General features: G+C 57.0%; 12 protein-coding genes. 9 read left to right on the top strand and 3 right to left on the bottom strand.

Features of this window, described 5'->3' with window-relative positions; genetic code table 11:
* Window positions 1-86: 86 nt before the first annotated feature.
* Complete coding sequence (locus HS103_17515) at window positions 87-1,445, bottom strand: AAA family ATPase (protein ID MBE7514600.1); 1,359 nt, start codon at window positions 1,443-1,445, stop codon at window positions 87-89.
* A 101-nt stretch (window positions 1,446-1,546) separates the two neighbouring features.
* Here HS103_17515 and HS103_17510 point away from each other — a divergent pair, with 101 nt between their 5' ends.
* A complete protein-coding gene (locus HS103_17510; GenBank protein MBE7514599.1) occupies window positions 1,547-2,773 on the top strand; it encodes a hypothetical protein in 1,227 nt (408 codons plus the stop codon).
* 11 nt (window positions 2,774-2,784) lie between these two features.
* Entirely contained in the window at window positions 2,785-4,008 is a 1,224-nt protein-coding gene (locus HS103_17505) for a S41 family peptidase (protein ID MBE7514598.1), read from the top strand.
* A gap of 64 nt (window positions 4,009-4,072) precedes the next feature.
* Here the strand turns inward: HS103_17505 and HS103_17500 are convergent, their stop codons facing one another.
* Together HS103_17500 and uvrB are read right to left on the bottom strand one after the other, a co-directional pair.
* Window positions 4,073-4,597 carry a DinB family protein gene (locus tag HS103_17500; GenBank protein ID MBE7514597.1) on the bottom strand — a complete coding sequence of 175 codons (525 nt, stop codon included), beginning with the start codon at window positions 4,595-4,597 and terminating at the stop codon, window positions 4,073-4,075.
* A gap of 65 nt (window positions 4,598-4,662) precedes the next feature.
* Window positions 4,663-6,729, bottom strand: a complete 2,067-nt coding sequence (gene uvrB / locus HS103_17495) for an excinuclease ABC subunit UvrB (protein MBE7514596.1) — start codon at window positions 6,727-6,729, stop codon at window positions 4,663-4,665.
* A 241-nt stretch (window positions 6,730-6,970) separates the two neighbouring features.
* Between uvrB and rnc the strand changes: the two genes are divergently transcribed.
* The 7 genes from rnc to HS103_17460 all read left to right on the top strand — a co-directional run bounded on the left by rnc (window position 6,971) and on the right by HS103_17460 (window position 21,053).
* Window positions 6,971-7,708: a ribonuclease III gene (gene rnc, locus HS103_17490; GenBank protein ID MBE7514595.1), complete on the top strand. Its 738-nt coding sequence runs from the start codon at window positions 6,971-6,973 to the stop codon at window positions 7,706-7,708.
* A 24-nt stretch (window positions 7,709-7,732) separates the two neighbouring features.
* Window positions 7,733-8,593: an SDR family oxidoreductase gene (locus tag HS103_17485; GenBank protein ID MBE7514594.1), complete on the top strand. Its 861-nt coding sequence runs from the start codon at window positions 7,733-7,735 to the stop codon at window positions 8,591-8,593.
* Window positions 8,594-8,668: 75 nt separating this feature from the next.
* A complete protein-coding gene (locus HS103_17480; protein MBE7514593.1) occupies window positions 8,669-10,087 on the top strand; it encodes a transporter substrate-binding domain-containing protein in 1,419 nt (472 codons plus the stop codon).
* A gap of 332 nt (window positions 10,088-10,419) precedes the next feature.
* Complete coding sequence (locus HS103_17475) at window positions 10,420-14,763, top strand: acyltransferase domain-containing protein (protein MBE7514592.1); 4,344 nt, start codon at window positions 10,420-10,422, stop codon at window positions 14,761-14,763.
* 89 nt (window positions 14,764-14,852) lie between these two features.
* Window positions 14,853-15,545 (top strand): hypothetical protein, encoded by a 693-nt coding sequence (locus tag HS103_17470; GenBank protein ID MBE7514591.1) that lies wholly within the window; start codon window positions 14,853-14,855, stop codon window positions 15,543-15,545.
* 127 nt (window positions 15,546-15,672) lie between these two features.
* Window positions 15,673-17,457 carry an SDR family NAD(P)-dependent oxidoreductase gene (locus HS103_17465; GenBank protein MBE7514590.1) on the top strand — a complete coding sequence of 595 codons (1,785 nt, stop codon included), beginning with the start codon at window positions 15,673-15,675 and terminating at the stop codon, window positions 17,455-17,457.
* Between the two features lie 68 nt (window positions 17,458-17,525).
* Complete coding sequence (locus HS103_17460) at window positions 17,526-21,053, top strand: hypothetical protein (GenBank protein ID MBE7514589.1); 3,528 nt, start codon at window positions 17,526-17,528, stop codon at window positions 21,051-21,053.
* The last annotated feature ends 72 nt before the right edge of the window (window positions 21,054-21,125 follow it).

Below are 21,125 nucleotides of genomic sequence, written 5' to 3'. Positions count from 1 at the left end.
TCACGATTATAGGGTAATTTTCCTTTTGCGACTCGGTTGTAGAGCGAGTTGACGCGGGGGTTTCCCTAACCACCCCGCACAGATGACTATAATCCAGGCGGATCGTCTTTACGGGTGCTTTCATCGAGCGCTTGTGTGACCTGTTCCCACGTCAGGTAGCGCCCGTTTTCGTCGGGAAACATCTCCGGGCGGACGGGGATCACGCGGGTGGTGCGCCCCTTTTCGGTTGGCTTCATCTGCATAAACGAAACGGAATCCCCGGGGACATGCGCCAACAAATTTGGTGAATGGGTGTTGATGATCACCTGACGGAGGACGGGGCGTGGATCGGCATCATATTCGCGTTCGGGGTCGCTGGCAAGCGCAAACAAAACATCCACAATTTGGCGCAGGCGCATCGGCTGAACGCCGTTTTCCGGTTCCTCAAAGGTGATCACCCCCTGATGGCGGGGGTCGCGTTTCAGGGTGATTAACGTCAGCAAACGCAGTGTGCCATCCGACAGCACCCGTGAAGAAAAACGTCCCTTGTCCGTCGTCTCTATCTCAAGGAGCGTTTCCTCAGCATCATCCTCACCGAGGATCGGCGTGAGCAGAATCTTACTCACCGTTGGGATGAATATCGCCAAATCTTTGCTGATCGTCTCAAGAAGCCCCGTTGTGCCACTCAAGCGTTTCAATACCGCCGTCATATTCGAGCCATTGGGGAGCAGCGTATCAGGGGCGGTTTTCCCAACCGGCTGGCGAAGGCTGGCGGGGTTCAGGCTGAGGAATCGCCAACGGCTCATTTCCTCCCTTGCCGCGTGAATTGTCGGATAGCGGAGGGCGTTTGCTGTGCTAAGGCAGGTGCGTTCCAGCGCCCCCACCAGCGTTCCCTCGCGTCCACCGCCGGGCGCATCTTGGTTGCGGTAGATCGTCGGTTTACCGCCCTCGCCGTCCACCGTTTCGATATAGGGTGGGCGTTTTTCGCGGACGATGTATGCTTTTCGCGCTTTGGTGGAGAGTATCTCTTTTGCCCATGTATCATCGGCTTCCTTGATGGGCAGCAGCGCCTCCCGTACAACATAAACGCGCTCCCGCCCGTTTTCGATGCGGCTTTCCAGCGTCACCTCATAACGCAGCCGTGAGGACAACACCGCCCGTGCCTTTTCCGCCTCTAACCCGTTTAGATTGATCGTCCGTTCGGTGAGCATCTCTACGGCAAAGGCGATTCGTTTGGCGCGTGTGCCGTCGGGAAACAGGGTGAACAGTTCGCTGATTGCCCCGCGCCCCTTACGAAAGGCTTCCTCCGCCGTGCGTTCATGAGCAAGGGCAGCAATCAAATGAATCGCCTCGAATAAATTTGTTTTCCCGACGCCATTTCCCCCAATAAAAACATGAAAGGGGTGCAAATCGAGGGCGAAATCCTGAAACGACTTGAAGCCGTTGATCTCAATTCGGGTGAGCATCGTTAACCTCGCACACAGCGTCGGGCAGAATATTCCTCCTAGCATAGCACGGCGCTGTGATAGAATCCACTTCAGCGATAGGAAGAAAAGTGGATTATCTTATGAGACGTTCAGTTCCTCTGACGCTTCTACGCGGTTTGATTGCGGGCGTCGTAATCAGCGCTATCTTTGCGGCGGGGTTTTATTTTCGAGGGGCGCTGCCCTCTCTTGCGGCTAGCCATACACTCGCTACAGGTGACGGCGCGAACCAACCCGCGCCTGGGTCGTACCCCCTTTTGGCGCAGGCGCAAAGGCTGATTGAGGAACACTTCCTCCGCCCCCTTCCCGAACGGACGGCACTGGAGTATGGGGCAATTCGGGGTTTAATCACAACGCTTGGAGATCGGCAAACATTCTTCATAGAGCCGCCCGTCGCCGCCAGCGAGTCGAACGTTCTAGCCGGCGTTTATGGTGGGATTGGCGTCTTGCTCAAGCGGGATGATCAGGCGCGCTTCCGCCTCTATCCCTTCCCCAACAGCCCGGCGGCGCGGGCAGGTGTGAGGGATGGCGATATTCTGCTCACCGTGAACGGTCAAGACATCCCCCTGACAACCCCTTCCGATGCAGCGGATCAGCTTTTGCGCGGGGAGGTTAAGGACGGCAGCGGCGTGCGGATCATCGTTGAGCGTAATGAGGGGATCACTGCCGAATTTTTCATCCTCTTTGAGACGATTGAAGTCCCCTCGGTGATCTGGCGCGTCTTGGCAGAGGCATCCGATTACGGCTATATCCAAATCTTGCGCTTCACCGCACGCACACCAGAGGAACTCAACAACGCCCTCGCAGACCTGCGCGACGCGGAGGTTAAGGGATTAATTCTCGATCTGCGGAACAACCCGGGCGGGCTACTTTTGGAATCGATCCAAGTTGCCAGCGCCTTCTTGCCCGATGATGCGCTTGTCCTCTCTGAACGGACGAAAAACGGGACAAAAGAATATCCCGTCAGCAACAGTGAGAAAATCAGCCAGAAGGAACTGGACATTCCCCTGATTGTCCTCGTCAATGAGGGGTCGGCAAGCGCGGCGGAACTGGTCGCTGGGGCGCTGAGGGATAACAGGCGTGCGTTGACCATTGGGCAAAAAACCTATGGCAAATGGTCGATTCAACTCATTTTCCAACTTGCGGATAAATCCTCAATCCATATCACAACCGGGGAATTTTTCCCGCCGAGTGGGACGCCGCTTGATGGGATAGGAATGACGCCGGATATTGCCATGATTCCGGACCAGAACGGGCGTGAAGTGGAAATTGGCGAGGCGATCCGCGAACTTCGGAAAAAAACGGGTTAGGAGCGTAAGCTATGTTTTGGGATCATCAATCGGATTCAAGAACCCCTCCTCCCCGTAACACCGCCCTGCGCGGAGGGATTATGGTCAGTGTGGTTATCGTTGCCCTCATGGTGACGGCATTGGGATCGTTTATCGCCGGATATTTCCTCGGCAGCCCCACGCAAACGAGTGGCGGCAGCAGTTTGATCGCAGAAGCATGGACGATCATCGAACGCGCCTTCTATAAGCCGCTGCCCAATGGCGAAACACGCGCACGGGCAGCCATTCACGGCATGATCGGGACTCTGAACGATAAATACACGATGCTGCTTGAACCTGTCGCCGCCGAAACCGAGGTGCGTGTGATGCAAGGGGCATTGGGTGGTATCGGTGTGCGGATTGCCCCCACCGCCGAGGGTGAAATTGAGATTGTCGAAGCGCTCTTGGGGTGGTATGCCGCCCAAGCGGGCATTCGCGCCGGCGATGTCATTATCGCCGTGAACGGAACTCCCGTCAAAGGGATGGAAACCAATGCGGCAGCAGATATGATCCGAGGTGAATTGGGGACAACGGTCACCCTGACCATCCGACGGAAGGAGGCTGCCGCGCCCTTTGAGGTCATCGTCACACGGGGGCAGATTAATGTTTATGGGACAATCCTTGAGGGGACAGACATCGCCTACATTGGCTTTGATATTTTCAACCAAACCGCTCCGGCGGATATTCGTCGTGAATTAGAACGCCTGTTGCCCCTGAACCCCCGTGCGCTGATCTTCGATATGCGCGATAACCCGGGCGGGTGGTTGGACGGAGCAATAGACATTGCCGATTTATTCCTCCCAGAAGGGTTGGTGGCTACGGAAAAGGTTGTCAGCGGAGAGGTGAAACGCTTTACCAGCAAATCGGGCGAGATAGCGGAGTCCATTGCGCTGATCGTACTCGTCAACGGCAATAGCGCCAGCGCCGCCGAAGTGGTTGCCGGCGCGTTGAAAGATCGTGGGCGTGCCATGTTGATTGGCGGACGCACCTTTGGGAAAGGATCGGTGCAGACGATCTACCGTCTGAGCGACGGATCGCAGCTTCGGGTGACCAGCGGGGCATGGTACACCCCCAACGAAACGCCGCTGGAGGCAAGTGAGGGCAACGCGGGTGGGTTGATGCCCGATCTCGCGGTGAGCGTTCCCGATGGGGCGAAAGAGGATGTGATCCTCAAACACGCTATTGCCTACATTTACGCAACCGTTGGGGCGTTCTAGTCCGGCGGGTGTGGGAAATGGCTGTTCCCCTCAATCATTTGGACTGAGGGGGATAGGATCAGAGCTAGAGCAACGCCTGCATCCAGGGGATATGCTCGTCGTAGTGTTCATAGGTGTAGCCGCTGATGCGTAGAATCGTTGGCTTGCTGCTTGCCCCAGAGGGGGCAAGGTGAGGTTGGAAGTAATCGAAATCGCGCTGCAATTCCTCATCGCTGAGGGCATCAAGCGCCGCATCAAGCGCCGCTTGCTCAGCGCGTAAGGTGGCGAGGACTTCCGCCGTTGTTTTATCGCGGTGCGCCTTAAACAAGACATCGTTAATTAGATCATCGGTGTTGGGGGGGTTCCCAAGCGATTTCAGCCATTCTTCATCAATGCCCATCGCCGGAAAGCGCGGTTCACGGCGAAGCATCGCCACGAAGCTCTTTTCCCACAGGGCAAGATGGATCAGGTGATCTTGGATACGCCAGCCCGCCGGATCATGTTTGGCGGTGAACGCGGCGGGGGGAAGGGCATCAATAAATGCCCACAGCCGCGCCCGTCCTACTTTTAGGTTTGCTTGTGCGGTGGCTTTATCAAGTGTGGTGGTCATACATCCTGTCTCCTAATTTATCTGTTTACACCGTAAAATCCCTGCCTGAAGGCATGGGGAGTACGTCACTCTTCGACTCCATCAAACAAATCGTTCGCTGCGCCAACAGCCTGCAAGGATTCATCGTCGGCTTTGAGTACCATGATCCGCCGTAGTTCGATGACCTGATCCCGCAGGGCGGCGGCTTTCTCGAATTCCAAGTCTTTCGCCGCTTGCTTCATCGCTTTTTCCAACTCCCGAACCAGCTTATCGAGTTCGGCTTTGGAGAGGTCTTGCGGCTGAATGTCTTGATCGCTGTCTTTTGCCCGCTGGTCGCTCTCGGCAACTTGTGCCTTCACGCGGTCTGTCAGATCGCGCACCTCTTTGATGATCGTCTGGGGGGTGATGCCGTGTTCTTGATTGTATGCCTCTTGGATCGCCCGCCGACGGGTTGTTTCTTCCAGTGCCCGCCTCATAGAGTCCGTCATGCGATCTGCGTACATAATCACTTGCCCGTTCACATGGCGTGCCGCCCGTCCAATCGTTTGGATGAGGGAGGTATCCGAACGCAAGAAGCCCTCTTTGTCAGCATCCAAAATTGCCACAAGGGAGACTTCGGGCAAATCCAACCCTTCCCGCAAAAGGTTGATCCCGACCACAACATCATAAACGCCGAGGCGCAGATCACGCAGAATCTCAATCCGTTGAATTGTGTCGATTTCACTGTGGAGGTAGTGAACGCGAATCCCCATCTCGGTGAGGTATTCGCTGAGGTCTTCCGCCATGCGTTTGGTGAGGGTCGTCACAAGAGTGCGCTCGCCCTTCACAACGCGGGCGCTGATCTCTTTGAGAAGGTTATCGACCTGCCCCTCGATGGGACGGACATTCACCTGTGGATCAACGATTCCGGTGGGGCGGATCACCTGTTGGGCAATCTGCTCCTGATGTTGGTACTCGTAAGGTCCGGGGGTGGCACTCGTATAGATGATTTGCCCCGAACGCGCCTCGAATTCCTCGAAGTTTAGGGGGCGGTTATCCAACGCACAGGGAAGGCGAAAGCCATAATCAACAAGCGTCGTCTTGCGCGAACGATCCCCACTGTACATCCCGCGCACTTGCGGGACAGAAATATGACTCTCATCAATGACCAGAAGGTAATCTTCGGGGAAGTAATCAAGCAAGCAGTAGGGCGGCGATCCCACCGCACGGCGGTCAAAGTGGCGGCTATAATTCTCGACACCGCTGCATGTGCCAATCTCGCGCAGCATCTCTAAATCGTAGAGCGTCCGCTGCTTGAGTCGTTGTGCCTCAAGCAGTTTCCCTTCTCGCTCCAATTCGGCAAGCCGTTCGTCTAGCTCAACCTCAATATCGCGGATGGCGTGTTTCAGCGTCTCCTCCTCGGTCACATAGGCGCGTGCCGGAAAGATTTTGTATTCCTCAAGGTCTTCGAGGATTTCGCCCGTCAGCGGGTCGTAGTGGACAATCCGTTCGACCTCATCGCCAAAGAGGGCGATACGGTAGGCAGTTTCTGTGTAGGCGGGGAAAATTTCGAGTGTATCGCCCCGCACGCGGAACGAACCGCGTTTGGGATCAAGGTCGTTGCGCTGGTAGAGAATATCAACGAGATCGCGGAGAAAATCGTTACGGCGAATCGTCTGCCCAACGCGGACAGGGAGGATGGATCGCTCCCACGCCTGAGGGCTACCAAAGCCGTAGATGCACGATACGGAGGCAACAATCAACACATCGCGCCGCGTCAGCAACGCCACTGCCGATGCCAAACGCAGCCGTTCAATCTCCTCGTTGATGTCGGATTCCTTCTCAACGTAAAGATCAAGACGGGGGACATATGCTTCTGGTTGGTAGTAATCATAGTAACTGACAAAATACTCAACGGCGTTGCGCGGGAAGAACTCTTTGAACTCGGCATAAAGCTGCGCCGCCAGCGTTTTATTATGGGCAAGGATCAGGGTGGGGCGGTTCACCTCGGCAACTACATTGGCAATCGTATAGGTTTTGCCAGTCCCTGTCGCCCCTAGCAAAATTTGATGTTTTAAGTTCTGCTCAAGACCCTGCACCAGCGTGGTGATCGCTTGTGGTTGGTCGCCAGTGGGTTTGTAATCGGACACCAGTTCAAAACGATTGGGCGACATACACTCCCGCTCCTCTGAACGCCGAACGAATGTTTTATTTTATCGAACAAAAAAGGTTCTGGCAAGAGGAAACCCCGGCGCATCGTTTGCTGACGATCAAGATGATGAGAGGGCAGAGAGTGCGCGGCAAACCCCTAACCCGCCATAGGACTCAGCCTGCGGCTTGCCTACATCTTTTTCCCAATGGTATAGTGTTGACACATCGTTGAGGAATCCCTAAGCCCTACTGATCTGAATGGACATGCCCTACACCTCACCCACTTCGCCCGATGAATTAACGAGGCAGCTTCCCGCCTTTGCTGCCCGCTTAGGACTGACTTTCCGCGATCTGCGCTGGTTGCAAGAAGCGCTTGTTCATAAATCCTATACCAATGAGGACACTCAAACAACACTCGCTGATAACCAGCGCTTGGAATTCCTCGGTGATGCCGTCTTGTATCTGCTGGCGGCAGAATGGCTGCACGAACGGTTGCCTCTCGCCCGTGAGGGGACGCTTACCGAACTGCGGACGGGTATCGTCCGCAATGAACGTCTTGCCACCTTTGCCGAGCAGTTTGAGTTGGGGACGATGCTTCTGATGGGGAAGGGCGAGGTAAAAAATGAAGGGCGAAAGCGCCCGCGCAACCTCAGCAGCGCCTTTGAAGCGATCCTTGCCGCGCTGTACCTTGATCAAGGGTTGGCGGCGGTGCGCCAATTCCTCCGCCCTCTCTTTGAGGCAACACCCGTCGCGGCACTCCACGATGAAGGGCTAAAAGACCCACGCAGTACCCTTCAGGAATGGGTGCAAAGACGGTGGGGCGTGCTGCCCGAATACCGCGAAGTCGCTATAGAAGGGTCAGAACATGCCCCAGAATTCACTTGCCATATTTTTGTGCAAGGCGAATTCTGGGGTGCAGGAAAAGGGCGCAGCAAACAAGCAGCAGCAATGATGGCGGCGAAAGCGGCATTGGCTGCGTTACAATTGAGGGACTCCAATTAGGCTCCAACGTAAGGACGCGCAGACGTGACGGCAGGAAAAAAAGTTTTGGTGACGGGGGGAAGTGGGGATTTAGGGGGGACACTTTGCCGTAAAGCGGCGGCGGTGGGCTATGCGGTGACGGCAACCTACCTCACCCGCCCGGAACGAATTGTCGCGGGGACGCCAGCAAAGATTGACCTCACAGATCGGGAGGCGTTGGCTGCCCTTCTAGACGAGGTGCAGCCGGATGTCGTCTTTCATACGGCAGTCCCACCGCTGAATACGCCAAATTTGCGAGGGAGCATCCTGACGACGGCGTTTAACCTCCGCGATCTCTGCCCCAAAACAACACGGTTGATTTTCCTTTCTACGGACATGATTTTTGATGGGACGAAAGCCCCTTACAAGGACGACGATCCACCCTCCCCGCTTTCGACCTACGGCTTGGCAAAGGCGGAGATGGAGGGCGTTGCCGATACCGTAGTACGCACCAGCCTGATCTACGATTTTGTAGCAGGCAATAAACAGGTGGATTGGATGTTGGAGCGTATTCAGAAGGGCGAGCGGGTGAAATTATTCAGCGATGAATACCGCTGTCCAATTTGGACGGAAACCCTTGCCGAGGCACTTCTGGAGCTTGGCGAAAGCATTGTTAAAGGGATTTTGAATGTTGCTGGGGCAGAATCGATCACCCGCCTAGAGCTAGGCTGGAAGATACTCGAAGCGTTTGATTACGATCCTGAACGTTACATTGAGGCAATCTCGGCTGAATCCACCGGACGCCCTGCCGATCTGACGCTCGATGTGAGCAAGGCACAGCTTGTCCTGAAAACAAAGCTGCTCACTGTAGACGAAGCATTAGCAAAATTTCGGGGGGAGTCAGCATCAGCACAAGCAAAAGATTGACAAACATAGCTTGGTATGTTAGATAAGGGGCGTCTACGCCTTTCTTCGAACGTGATTCATTGAGGGGGACAATACATGCATCAGAAACGTTATTCACTCATGCTGCTTTTGGTAGCAGCCTTTGCCCTGATCGTCACCGGCTGCGGTAGCCCCGCCCCGACAGTGACACCCCGTCCAACAGCAACGGCGGAAGCAGCAACGGCTACTCCAACGGAAGTTCCTACGGAAGCAGCAACGACAGCCCCGACAACGGCGGCAACCGCTGCCCCCACTGAGGCGGCAACCGAGCCAGTGAGTGCGCCCACTGTGGAAGCAACAAGCGCCCCCACTGAGGCGGCAACCGAGCCAGTGAGTGCGCCCACTGTGGAAGCAACAAGCGTCCCCACTGAGAAGGCAACCGAGCCAGTGAGTGCGCCCACTGTGGAAGCAACAAGCGCCCCCACTGAGAAGGCAACGGAGAAGCCCACCGAAAAGCCAACCGAGGTAGCGGTTGTGGCGTCGAATACGCCTGTCCCGCCGACAGAAACGCCCGTCCCGCCGACAGCAACGCCCGTCCCGCCGACAGAAACGCCCGTCCCGCCGACAGAAACGCCTGTCCCGCCGACAGCAACGCCCGTCCCGCCGACAGCAACAGCGACCACTTCGATCTACGAGCCGACCTTGAATGCTGCCGGAACGAAGATCATCGAATATGCAACGGCAACAGCCGCCGCCCGTAAAACAGCAGCGGCAAGCGCCCCGACGGTAGCTGCCCCTGCGACAGCTTGCCGCTCAACAGGTGAATTGGTCGTCGGCACAGACGCCGCCTACCCGCCTTTTGAGAACATCAACACGACGACGAACGTGATTGAAGGGTTCGACATTGATTTGTTGAATGCCATCGGTGCGAAGGCTGGCTTCACGTTGAAATACGAGAACGCCGCATTTGACCCGATCTTCATCAATCTCGCCGCTGGTCAGTTTGATCTCGTCATCAGCGCTGCGACGATCACCGAGGAACGACAGAAAACAGTTGCCTTCTCGAATCCGTACTTCGCCGCCGGACAAGTGATCATCGTGCGGACAGCAGACGCCGAGACGATCAAAGTCGTTGGTGATTTGGCTGGCAAGACGATTGGGGTCCAACTTGGGACGACAGGTGCGGAAGCCGCCAAAAACATCAAGGATGTGACAATCAAGGAATACCAGACTGCTCCCGAAGCATTCGCAGCGTTGGCGAACAAAGACGTGGACGCAGTGGTGAACGATAACGTCGTCTCGCTGACGTTGATCCTGAACCGTCCAGAGCGTGATCTCGTCGTGACGGGCGATCCCTTTACGGTGGAATACTATGGGATTGCCATGCGCTTGGAATGCACAGAACTGATCGACAAGGTGAACGCCGCGCTTGAGGAAGTGATCAAAGACGGTACCTATGAGGACATCTACAAGAAGTACCTCGGTGATGCGCCCGTGAAGGAATTCCGCAAGGGCAGCGTTGGCGTCAAGCCGTAAACGCAGTCTGTCTGACTACGACTAGCCGATAGTAAAACGCCCCCGTCTTTAGAAAAGATGGGGGCGTTTTTTATACGTGATAGGCGTTACGCCCTTGTCCGCGTTCCTCGCAAGTTGCCCTTTTCGATGAACACAGGGGAAACACGTTCAATGGCGCAAGTCCTAATACAATCGATGTGGCTTGCCCCTGTAAAAGGGGCGCGATTCCGGCTAAGATTGTGCGGTACAGATCGCCTCATCAGAACGAATAGATCAATACGGGGTTTATACCCCTCAGATGAACACCCGCCCGCCGCACCCTGCATGGGCAATGTTGGAGTATATTGTAACCGATGAAATTACACCGGAATCCCATCGCCGTCGTTGGTATGGCGTCCGTCTTCCCGCAAGCGCCTGACCTCACCAGTTATTGGGATAATATCTTGCGGAAAGTGGATAGCATCATTGATGTGCCGGAAACCCACTGGCGCATTGATGACTATTATGATCCCGACCCCACCGCCCCTGACAAGACCTACTGTAAACGCGGCGGCTTCCTCCCTGAAATTGACTTCGATCCGCTGGAATTTGGTCTGCCCCCGAACATTCTGGAAGTGACTGATACTTCCCAGTTGATATCGCTTGTCGTGGCACGGGATGCCCTCATTGACGCCGGCTACATGAACGCCGCCGATCACATTCGGGAGCGGACGGGTGTTGTCTTGGGGGTGGGCGGCGGGCAAAAATTGATTAGCCCGCTCAATTCCCGCTTGCAATACCCCATTTGGATGCGTGTGCTGCGCAGCGTGGGCGTGCCGGAAGGCGATATTCCGGTGATTGTGGAAAAGATGAAGGCGGCATATGTCAAATGGGAGGAGAACGCCTTCCCCGGCGCGTTGGGGAATGTTGTCTCTGGGCGGGTTGCCAACCGCTTTGACCTTGGCGGGACGAATACTGTCCTTGATGCCGCTTGTGCCAGTTCCCTAAGTGCCGTGAATTTGGCAGTTCTGGAATTGGTCAGCCACCGTGCCGACATGATGATCACCGGCGGGGTTGATACCGACAACTCCATCTTCATGTATATGTGCTTCAGTAAGACGCCCGCCTTCTCGAAGGGGGATCGTCCGCGCCCCTTTGACACCGAATCGAGCGGGATGATGGTGGGTGAGGGCGTCGGGATGGTTGTCCTCAAGCGGTTGGCAGATGCCGAACGCGATGGGGATCGCATCTACGCCGTGATCAAAGGGCTTGGAACATCCAGCGATGGGCGCTACAAGAGCATCTACGCCCCGCGTGGCGAGGGGCAAGAACGCGCCCTACGCCGTGCCTACGACGATGCTGGTTTCACGCCCGATGCGGTTGGCTTGATCGAGGCGCACGGCACGGGGACGGTGGCGGGCGACCTGACCGAGGCACAGACGATTGCCCGCACTTTCAAGGAATTCACCCCCCACAAAGGGCGGATCGCCCTCGGTAGTGTGAAATCTCAGATTGGGCATACGAAAGCGGCGGCAGGTGCGGCGGGCTTAATCAAGATCGTCCTCGCCCTCCATCACAAAATCTTGCCGCCGATGATCAACATCAGTGAGCCAAATCCGAAATTGGGGATTCAAGACTCGCCGCTTTATTTGAACACGGAAGCGCGTCCCTGGATTACTCGTGATGGAATGCCGCGCCGCGCTGGAGTGAGTGCCTTCGGCTTTGGGGGAACAAACTTCCATGTTGTCGTTGAAGAATATCAGGGCGAACAACGGGGACAATATCGCCTCAACCGTGCCGTACAGCCCATCGTGATCGATGCGGCAAGCCCTGCCGATCTGATCCGCGAAGCAGAGGCGCGGATTGCCGCGCTGAATGCCGAAAACGCCGCACAGGTCTACCGTGAACTCGTCACGGGAAAACCAGATATTCCCTTGAACCATGCGCGGATCGGCTTTGCGGCGGCAACCCCCATCGAAACTGCTGAAATGATCAAAACCGCGCTGGACATGCTCCGCGCTAAGCCGGACGTTGAGGAACTGACCCACCCGAAGGGCATTTATTACCGTAAATTTGGGTTGGAACTCAATGGGCGTGTCGTCGCCCTCTTTCCCGGTCAGGGGTCGCAGTATGTGGAGATGGCGCGTGAACTTGCCTTGAATTTCCCCGAACTGCGTGAGACCTTCGCCGCGTTGGATGGACACTTTGCCCGTGATGGGGCGGAGACCCTCTCCGACGTGGTATTTCCGCCGCCCACCTTTGAGGAAGCCGTTCGCAACGCCCAAAACGACGCATTGCAGCGCACAGAATATGCCCAACCTGCTATTGGCGCTGTATCCGCCGGCATGTGGCGGCTCTTGGCAAAAGCGGGTTTTAAGGCGCATTTCCTTGCCGGACACAGCTTTGGCGAACTTTCTGCCCTTTGGGCAGCCGGTGCGCTCAGCGACGAGGATTATTTCGCCCTCGTCCGCGCACGGGGGAAGGCAATGTCGCCCCCCGCTGGCCCAACCTTTGAGGCGGGAACAATGATCGCCGTGACTGGCACACCAACACAGATTACCGCCCTCCCTGCCGAGTTGGGGGTGTTTACTGGCGTTCGTGTTGCCAACCACAATTCCTCCACACAGGCGGTGATCGCCGGGGCGAAAAGCGCCGTGACAAGCGCCGCGCAGCATTTAGGGACGAAGGGCTACAAGACCACCCCCTTGCAAGTCTCTGCCGCCTTCCATACGCCGTTGGTTGGTCATGCCCACGCGCCCTTTGCCGCAGCCGTGCGAGGCGTCACTTTCCGGCGGGCGTCTGTCCCCGTCTATGCCAACGCAACAGGACTGCCCTACTCCCACGAACCTGCCACCATGCAAGGCATGTTGGCGGATCACATCTTGCAAGCGGTGCAATTCCGGGCGCAGATTGAGAACATCTACAACGATGGCGGTTTCGTCTTTGTGGAGGTCGGTCCGCGTTCTGTACTGACCAACCTTGTAAAAGATATTCTGGGTGAGCGTCCACACCGCGTAGTTGCCCTCAATAGCAGCCGCCAGAAAGATGCGGATCGGCAGTTCCGCGAGGGCGTTGCCTATCTGCGTGTGTTGGGCGTCAAGATGGGGCAGATTGATCCCTACATGGCAGCCCCCCCTGCATCGCTTCCCAAGAAAAAGGGAATGCAGGTGAAGATCGGCGGGTCAAATTACATCAGCGAGAAAACCCGCAAAGCATCCCGCGATTTGATGAATGACGGTTGGAAGCTCAGCCTTCTGAGCCAAACGCCCACCGCCCCGCTCCCTGTGAACACTGTGACCCCGCCCCCGGCAAAACCCGCCGAGGAGATACCCGCCAAACCCGTGATGGAGACTGTAACCATGACCGCGCCCATGACTGCGCCTGTGATACCTGAGATGAAAACGGCACCCATTGTGAATGGGAGTCATGCTGCATATACGCAACCCTCTCCATCACCTATCCCTGCGGGGGATGTTTTGACAACTTTAGAGCGCGGCATTACTTCCTTCAGCGCACAGCAAGCCGATATGACACGCCTTCAGGAGCAGTACCTCAAGCACCAAGCCGAGGCGATGAGCCTTTTCTTCCAATTGGTGCAGAATCAGGCGACGCTTGCCGCGCAAAACCCAGCGCCGGGGGTGATCGATGCTGTGATGAAGGGCATTGCCCTTTTCCGCGAACAACAAGCGGAAACACTCCGGGCGCATGAATCCTACATTGCCCGCCAAGCGGATCAGTTGAACGCTTACGTGGAGATCATTCGGGCGGGCTATGCCGCGCTCTCTGGGGCATTAGCGGGTGGGACGCCTATCGCTGCCTCTACTCCGCCTCCCTTGCCCATTGCGGCGGCAATCCCAGTAGCCCCACCAATGCCTATACCGCCGAAGGCGGAGGCGAAACCAACTCCCATCCCAACACCAGCGATTGTCTCCACCCCCGCTGTTCCCGCTGCGCCGTCCATGCCCCCACCCGCACCAACAATGGAGGCGAAACCAACGCCTATGCCCGCGCCGGTGGTTGTTTCACCCCCCGCCGCCGCACCCGTGGTAGCCCCCGTTATGGTAGCGCCTGTTGCCGCAGCCCCCATTGTCAATGCGGGGATGGCAAAAGCACTCAGCGAGGCGCTGCTGAACGTCGTCAGCGAGAAAACAGGCTATCCAGCAGAAACGCTTGAGCTTGGCATGGATATTGAGGCAGACTTGGGGATCGACTCGATCAAGCGCGTCGAAATCCTCGGCGCTATGCGCGATCAATTCCCCGAATTGCCCCAATTGAAGCCGGAAGAACTTGCCGAACTGCGCACACTTGGTCAGATTGTCGAGTACATGAACGCCCATATCAGCGGCGCGGTGAGTGTGCCAAGTATCAGCACGGCAAGCGTGGCGGCAAGTACTGCCCCTCTACCAACGCCTAACGGTTACGCCGTTTCTGCGCCGGCAAATGCGGGGATGGCAAAAGCACTCAGTGAGGCGCTATTGAATGTCGTCAGCGAAAAGACGGGCTATCCGGCGGAAACGCTTGAACTTGGCATGGATATTGAAGCGGACTTGGGGATCGACTCGATCAAGCGCGTCGAAATCCTCGGCGCCATGCGCGATCAATTCCCCGAACTACCCCAATTGAAGCCGGAAGAACTTGCCGAACTGCGCACACTCGGTCAGATTGTCGAGTACATGAACGCCCACATTGGGGGTGGCGTCCCTAGCCCTTTACACTAGGGGCGGCTGAGGCGGTCACGGTCAGCGCCGAACCGCCCTCCCGCCCAGACAGCGCACCCCCACCGCCAACGCGCCGGACGAATCACGGTGTGGATCGGATGGATGTGCGGCTGCGTTATCTGCCAACGCCCGATATGCTTGTGTTTGCCCCACAGCCGGGGTCCGTTTGTCTGTTGGCGGGCGACCCCGACCCACGCTTGGCAGCCTCGCTACAAGCGATGGGGTGGCGCGTGGTCATCCTTGATCTGTGGGAGCGCGGGGAGAGTTATCCGGCGGGCATCAATCGCTATCGTGCCGCTGATCTCAGCGATGCAGCATTGGGGACGCTGGTGAACACCATCAGCGGGAATGAGGGAGCGATCAGCGTCTTCCTGTATATTCACCCCGTTGGTTTGGGGAACGGCTTGTTTCCTGACCACGACGGGCGACTGGTGAAGGGTGTGTTCTTCCTTGCCAAGCATCTAAAAACGCCGTTGAATGAGGCGGCGCGACATGGGCGGACGGTGTTCATGACCGTCACCCGGATGGATGGGTGGTTAGGGATGGGCGGCGTTGGCTACCCGGCATTGGCAGGCGGGCTGAATGGCATCACGAAAACGGTCAATCTGGAATGGACGGGCGTTTTCTGTCGGGCGCTTGACCTTGCCCCGACACTTTCACCAGAAGCTGCCAACGCCGCCATCCTTGCTGAACTACACGACCCCAATCGGGGAGCGGTAGAGGTTGGTATAGGCGCCGGTGGGCGTGTGACGCTGGCGACAGAACAGCTAACCCCTGCCTAAGCCGAAGTATGGGCGCAATTGCGCCCTTCGGTAACATGAATGACTGCTCTTAGCCCGGCGCGTTTGTGCCGGGTTCTTTATGAGCAAGCAGACTGCATCCTTCCTACAGAATAGGATAGAACGTCTTTTGACATCACGAATCACCTCAATCACACCTGCTGCCGTATTCCTTGTCAGTGGCGGTGGGCGCGGGATCACGGCAACCTGTGTGATCCGCATGGCGGAGCAGTACCGCTGTGCCTTCATCCTCCTCGGACGTTCGGACATCAGCGCCCCCGAACCAGCGTTTGCGGCGGGAATCAGCGACGACGCTGGATTGAAAAAGGCAATCATGGCGGCGATCTCTGCCGCGGGGGAAAAACCAACACCCGCCTTAATCCAAAAGCAGTTCAACGCGATCACAGCACGGCGCGAGATCATCGCCACGTTGGAAGCGATTCAGGCGGCGGGCGGGCGGGCGCTCTATTACAGCGCCGATGTGACCGATCCGGCGTCCATCCGCACCGCCGTCAGCAGCGCTGAGTCCCAACTGGGAACGGTGAGCGGAATTTTGCACGGCGCAGGCAATTTGGCGGATAAGCGCATCGAACAAAAGACGGAAAAGGATTATGAAACCGTCTATGCCGCAAAAGTGCGCGGGTTGGAGAATATGCTGGCGGCGGTAAGTCTCTCCGCGCTGCGCCATGTCGTCCTCTTTTCCAGCGTGGCGGGCTTTTTCGGCAATGCGGGGCAGGCAGATTACGCGCTGGCAAACGAAGTTCTGAACAAAACTGCCTATCGCCTCCGCCATGACGCGCCGGAATGTCGCGTCCTCGCTGTGGATTGGGGTCCGTGGGAAGGGGGCATGGTCAGTCCGGCACTGAAGCAGTTCTTCGCCCAGAATAACATCACCTTGATCCCCGAACGCGCTGGGGCAGATATGCTGATCGAGGAGCTTGACCTCGGCACAGGGGCGGATGCACAAATCGTCATTGGCAGCGGAATCGCCCTCCCGCCGCCCGCTCTGACCGATACACCGCTGCAAAGTTATCAGGTGAAGCGGGCGATCCGGCTGGAAGATAACCCCTTCCTCTGTGATCACGTTGTCAATGGAAACGCTGTCTTGCCAATGGTGTGTGCCATTTCGTGGGTAGCGAACACGATTGAGGGGCTTTACCCGGGCTACCGCTTTTACGGCTACAAAAGCTATAAAGTTCTGAAGGGAATCGTCTTTGACGAGACCCTCGCCCCCGAATACACTCTCGAACTGCGCGAGACAAGCAAAGACGCCGAACGGATCACCTTTGAGGCGAAAATCAGCAGCCGCACAGCGGAGGGGAAACTGCGCTATCACTATCAGGTTGACCCCATCCTTCTTCGGGAGCGTCCCCCTGCGCCCGTTTTCTCTCGGATGGATTTGGAAAATCGGGCGAATATCGCTGGACTGCCTCTCTATGAGACGAAAATCGTCTTTCATGGCTGGAGCTTTCGCGGCGTGCAGACCGTCCTCAATATGGATACGACGCGCACGACGATGGCGTGTTACCTTGATCCCGTACCGCTGCCCTATCAGGGACAGTTTCCGGTGGGAGCGTTCAACCACTATGCGGTGGATGTGGCACTGCAAAGTTTGGGAATCTTTGCGCGGCTGACCTACGAGATGGGCAGCCTTCCACTGGCGACGGGGGAATCCCGCGTCTACCGCGACATTCCTTTTGGCATACCGTTCTACGTCACCCTAGAGCCGACGAAGATCACCGAAACAAATGTGACTTGTAACCTGAATATCCATGATGAACAGGGCGTTATCTATATTGCGGTGGATGCCTCGGAGATCACCCTCAACAAACGGCTGATTGAGATGTTCTTTAAGAACACCCTTCCCGCACCAATTCAACCTGCACCATTCGTCAATAGACCACCGCTTACCTAAACCTAAAGCCCTATTCTCTACCCTTGTTCGCCCTGTGCGGATGGGACGGATTGCGAGATACCTTAGCTATGACCTCAGACCCCTTAACCCTTCCCGGCGGTGTGCCGCTTGCTATTGTGGGCATTGCCGTGCCGGGGATGACTCCAGCGGCGTTCATGAACGCCATGTATGCCGCCCTTAATCCTGTTAGAGAACAGCCCAACAAGGCTGATCTCGTCGCCCGCGCCCTTCAAGATGCCGCCAGACATACCCCCACCGGGCGTGTTGGCGAGATTGCCACTGCGGGGGATGTCCCAAACGCCCTTATAGAAGCGGCTAGATGGTTAGGGGTGGGGACATTTGATACGGTGATCCTCGTCTCCGATGATCCGCACACAGGCGGCGCTGTTGCCCTGAGCCGCGCCGAGGGGGCGCCCGCTTACGCGATTCTACGTTCGATCGCCATGATGCCCGCTGAGGCACTGGCACGGGCAGGGGTCACACCTGCCCACATTGGTTACCTTGAACTCACCCACATGGTACCGGAATCCTTCACGGAAATGGGGGTGATTGCCCCTATCTACCAGCATAGCGATTTGACCTGTGCGGTGGGCGGCGGTTATGGAGGGATGCTAGGGCTGATTCGAGGGGTGCTGGCGGTGGCGGGATGGTTCTTGCCTGCCTTGCCCGCATGGAAAGCACCGGAACGCCCTGAACTCTGGGGAGGAACGCCCTTTTATACACTAAGTGCATCGAAGGCGTGGCTTGACCGTACACGCCGTGCCGCCGTGAGCTTTGGAGCGGCGGCGCACGCTGTTTTGGAACAGGCAGTAGGTGTCCCTTACACAGACGACCTTGATTCCGCACTTGCTACCGCTCCGCCGTATTTATTCCTCGTTGGGGGGGAAAACGCCGCCGCTGTACTCAACGGCTTGGATGGACTTGAAACGGCGCTAAATAGCGCCTCTGATCTGCTCCCTGTGGCAAGCGACCAATACCGTCGTTATGAACTTATGAGCGATCCATCCTTCGTCGTTGCCCTCGTCGCCGCCAATGCCGATGGGCTGCGTAAGGAGATCGCCTTAGCACGGACGGGCGTTCCCAAAGCGTTTAGCGAGGGTGGCACATGGACAACCCCTGCTGGTAGCAGCTTTAGCGCCGCACCGCTGCGGGGGGAAGTTGCCTTTGTCTATCCGGGTGCATTCAGCGCCTATCCACGCATGGGGCAAGACCTCTTTCACCTCGTCCCCGATCTCTATGGGGCGCTGCGCGATGCAACGAGTGATCTAGGGCGCTCGGTAGGGGATCGGGCGCTTTACATGCGAACGTTGGCAAAATCCAGCACAAAAGATTGGCGGCTTTTCCGTGAAAAACTAGAGGGGACACCCCCTGCTATGATGGAAGCGGGGATGACATTCGCCACCATCATGAGCCGCGTCTTGCGAGATACCTTCCAAATTGCTCCCACCCGCGCCTTTGGTTACAGCCTTGGTGAAGGCAGCATGTTATGGGGAATGGGCGTCTGGAAAGACGGCGATGCGGGAAGTGTTCACCTTCACGAATCCCCCTTGTGGACACGCCTTTTTGGGCGTAAGGAAACCGTCCGTGCTGTCTTTGGCGTCCCAGATAACGCCCCTGATGATTTTTGGGCAGTCTATTTCATCGCCGCTTCGCCGGAAGCAGTGATTCCCCTCTTGGAGCGCGAACCTCGCGTCTTTCTGACGCATATCAACACGCCCAACGAGGTGACCATCGCTGGTGATCCGGCTGCCTGCAAACGCATTTTGGAGGCGCTGAAGGGCGAACATATGAAAGCCCCCTTCAGCATGGTTATGCACTGCGAACCCGCCGTGCCAGATTACGCTCACTTTTTCACCCTCCATCACCGCCCCGTCTATGAGCGCCCCGCCGGAGTCACCTTCTATGCCTCTGCCGATTACGCGCCAACGGTCTTGGATCAGGGTGTTTTGGGGCATAACATCAGCCGTGCGGCGGTGAAACTGCTTGATTTTCCGCGCCTTGTCCGCCGCGTCTATGACGACGGAGCGCGAATTTTCATTGAGATCGGACCACGTAACGCCTGCGCCCGTTGGGTGACGGAAACACTAGGAGTTCGTCCTCATGTTGCCGTTGCCGCCAACCAACCGGGGGTTGATGACAAGACAGGGCTGGTACGCCTTTTGGCGCGCTTGGTCGCCCAGCGCGTCCCGCTTACGCTTGCCCCGCTCTACCAGACGCTTGGCGATCAGCCGCGCCAAGCCCTTGATGTTGGCACGGCGCATGGCAATCATGCCGCTTACCTTGCCGGGCGGACGGAAGCCCTGCGCGATTTGGTTGAGCAACTTCAGGCGGGGAAAGCGCCTCAACCCCACCTAAGCGGAGAGTGGAGTGCTGCTGCCTCGTCGCCAGCAGCACTCCCTCCCCCTACATCCGACCCTTCCAGCGAGGGAGAGGCGGTGCGCGTCTCTAGCGGGCAGTTGATTCGAGTGCGCAAACCTGCTATTTTCACCGAGGCAGATATACATGAATTCGCCCTCGGTGATGTTGTCCGCTGTTTTGGCGAGGAATACAGCATCTACCGTGACCGCCGCGCCCCACGTATTCCCAATGGCGATTTGCTGCTCGTCAGCCGCATCACCGAAATTCATGGGAAACGGCACGATCTTGCTGCTGGCTCACGAATTGTCAGTGAATACGATGTGCCGGATCACCCCTGGTTTGTCCGTGATAACGCTGGCGGCGGCACGCCCTATTCCGTTTATATGGAGATGGCGCTTCAACTCTGCGGCTTCCTCTCTGCCTATTTGGGATCGACGCTCGTCTACCCCGATCTCGATTTTTACTTCCGCAACCTTGATGGCGACGGGATTCTTCACCGCGATCTTGATCTGCGCGGAAAGACGATTACAAACCACGTCACGATGACATCCTCCATTACAATGCAGGGAATCATCTTGCAAAAGTTCACCTTTGCCCTCTCCACCGAGGGAGAGCCATTTTACGAGGGGAGCGCCTCGTTTGGCTGTTTCACGGCAGAGGCAATGGCGAATCAGGTTGGGTTGGATAAAGGTAAGCCTGTCCCGACATGGCTGGAAAGTTCGGGCATGACGGCGACGGCGCTTGATCTCCCCCGCTTGCACAGCGCCCCGGTAGGAAAGCCGCAGTATCGCCTCTCTGGGGGGCAGTTGGATTTTGTTGACGGGGTGTCTATCGTCCCCAACGGGGGAAAGTATGGGCAAGGCTATCTCTATGTGCAGGAAAACATCGAACATGGCGACTGGTTCTTCACCAATCACTTTTACCAAGACCCGGTGATGCCTGGATCGCTCGGTGTGGAGGCAACCCTTCAGGGGATGCAGGCGTATGCGTTGGCGCTGGGCTTGGGGGTGGGGCTGCGTGCGCCACACTTTGCGCAAGCGGCGGGACATAAAACGGTGTGGCGCTATCGTGGTCAGGTCACACGGCTAAACAAGCGCATCTGGAAGGAAGTTCACATCAAGCGGATAGAGCAGCATGACGATGGGATTGTCCTCGTTGGAGATGGCAGCCTGTGGCGGGATGACGGCTTGCGTATTTACGAAATGATCGATGCGGCGGTGGCGATTCGAGAGGGGTGAGCCTAACCTCTTCCCATGATAAGAGGTACGGGGTGCGGTATGCTTAAGCCGTATCCCACTGTATTTTTCAAA

Source organism: Anaerolineales bacterium, from assembly GCA_015075625.1.
GTDB lineage: Bacteria > Chloroflexota > Anaerolineae > Aggregatilineales > UBA2796 > UBA2796.
The sequence above is the reverse complement of the archived record's forward strand: the minus strand, read 5'-3'. Positions and strand labels throughout refer to the sequence as shown.